Origin of the sequence: Parafrankia soli (assembly GCF_001854695.1) — a bacterium.
Taxonomy (GTDB): domain Bacteria; phylum Actinomycetota; class Actinomycetes; order Frankiales; family Frankiaceae; genus Parafrankia; species Parafrankia soli.
Genome location: NZ_MAXA01000173.1, coordinates 1 through 1,392, shown reverse-complemented (window position 1 = coordinate 1,392; position 1,392 = coordinate 1). Strand labels below are relative to the sequence as shown.

Sequence of the window (1,392 nt, the reverse complement as noted above, 5' to 3'; positions counted from 1 at the left end):
TACATCCCCGGCCACGGCACCCCGACCTGCATTCTGATCAGCCGTAGCCGTCCGCCGGTCGGCGACAAGGTCCGCGCAGTCCTCGGTGTCCGGGGCGAGCCGTCGAAACCAGCGGACCCGGCACGCGGTGTCGTCTGGACCGCCATCGAGAAGGCGGTCGAGCGCAGCCAGGCGGCCGAGCGCTACCAGCAGATCTACGAGTGGGATCTGCGGCAGGCGGCCGCGAGGGGCGACGCTCGAGCGGCGCAGGCACTGGCCGCTATCGCTGCGCCGGCCGGTGCCCTGACCAGGCAGAACGCCGCGACCGAGCAGCAGTTGATCTGGGGCGCGATCTCGGGGCGTGCGGCGTGAGCGGCCGGCACGACCTGCCTGTCGGCCACCTCGTCGACCTGCTCATCACCACCAGCGCCGCCCGGGGGCAGTTCGGCTCCGACTACTTCTCCGGCGGACGGATCACCCGCGCGGCGGCGCCCGCCCGCCTGGTGCTGGTCGTTCTCGCCGGCGACCCAGCCGGGCGCGGCTGGTGGGTCGGCTATCCCGCCAGCCGCGCCGTTCTCGTGCGGCCCGAAGACATCCTCGCCGCCCGAGACCTCGGACACGCGGAACCCGAGGCCATCGACCCCACGCAGGAAGAGAACGGAGAGGAACGCCAGCTGTGACGCAGAGCGACATCAGCACGGTGGAGTGGGTGCCCGGGGTGCACGTCCTCGTCGAGGACGACACCGAGACCTGCGGCCACATCACCCGCCAGACGGCTCCCGGCCGGTACCTGCTCACCCCGGGCGCCGACGGCGACCCGGACTCGTTCGAGGCCGTTGTCGGCGGCGCACCGAACCCGGACGGGCTGCCGGTCATCACCCAAGACGCCGACCTCGACCACAACTGCCCGCACGAGGACGGAGCGGACGATGCCTGACACGAGGCCGCGAATGATCGTCACTGTCACCCGTAAGGGGAAGAAGAAGCCGGCGGGCGCGCTGGACGCGCGCTACACCGTCACCTTCGATGCCCTGCCTGGCAAGACGTACGGGCCGTGGAGCTACCGCGAGACGCGCGACGACCTGACGGTGTCGGCGCTGCTGGAGCCGGTCGAGGCGCGGGCGCTGATCCTCGACGCCTTCACGGACGACAGCGCGAGCCGGGAGGTGCCCCGTGCCTGACCCCAAGCCGCGGGTCATCCCGCGCAACCGCAAGGAGTTCGCCGAGGTCCGGGGCCGCGCGCTGACGTGCGTCGTGGTAAGCCGGGACAGCGACTACCGCGAGATCCCGCGCGAGCCGGCATCCGCCTGGAGCTGGCTGAACGAGGACCCGAAGGCGCGCCTGTTGGACCTCGGCGACGGCACCTACAAGATCGAGCGCCGGCCACGGCCGATGTGGTACCTGCTGCGCCCG

At 71.9% G+C, this 1,392-nt stretch carries 5 protein-coding genes; all 5 read left to right on the top strand.

The window, feature by feature from the left end:
• A partial coding sequence (locus tag BBK14_RS38285) for a hypothetical protein (protein WP_198541285.1) occupies nt 1-351 on the top strand: 351 nt, incomplete at its 5' end.
• The gene (locus tag BBK14_RS14505; protein WP_071062856.1) at nt 348-659 is read left to right on the top strand and encodes a hypothetical protein; all 312 of its coding nucleotides are present in this window, start codon (nt 348-350) and stop codon (nt 657-659) included. The genes BBK14_RS38285 and BBK14_RS14505, both read left to right, overlap by 4 nt.
• Entirely contained in the window at nt 656-916 is a 261-nt protein-coding gene (locus BBK14_RS14500; RefSeq protein ID WP_071062854.1) for a hypothetical protein, read from the top strand. Before BBK14_RS14505 ends, BBK14_RS14500 begins: the two co-directional genes overlap by 4 nt.
• Nucleotides 909-1,160, top strand: coding sequence for a hypothetical protein (locus BBK14_RS14495; protein ID WP_131802310.1), 252 nt, complete (start codon nt 909-911; stop codon nt 1,158-1,160). The genes BBK14_RS14500 and BBK14_RS14495 overlap by 8 nt, the downstream gene beginning before the upstream one ends.
• The coding region (locus BBK14_RS14490; RefSeq protein ID WP_131802308.1) for a hypothetical protein at nt 1,153-1,392 on the top strand (240 nt) is incomplete at its 3' end. The genes BBK14_RS14495 and BBK14_RS14490, both read left to right, overlap by 8 nt.

Coding starts and splice junctions, on each gene's coding strand:
- BBK14_RS14495 (WP_131802310.1), top strand. CDS start 909: ATGCCTGACACGAGGCCGCGAATGATCGTCACTGTCACCCGTAAGGGG.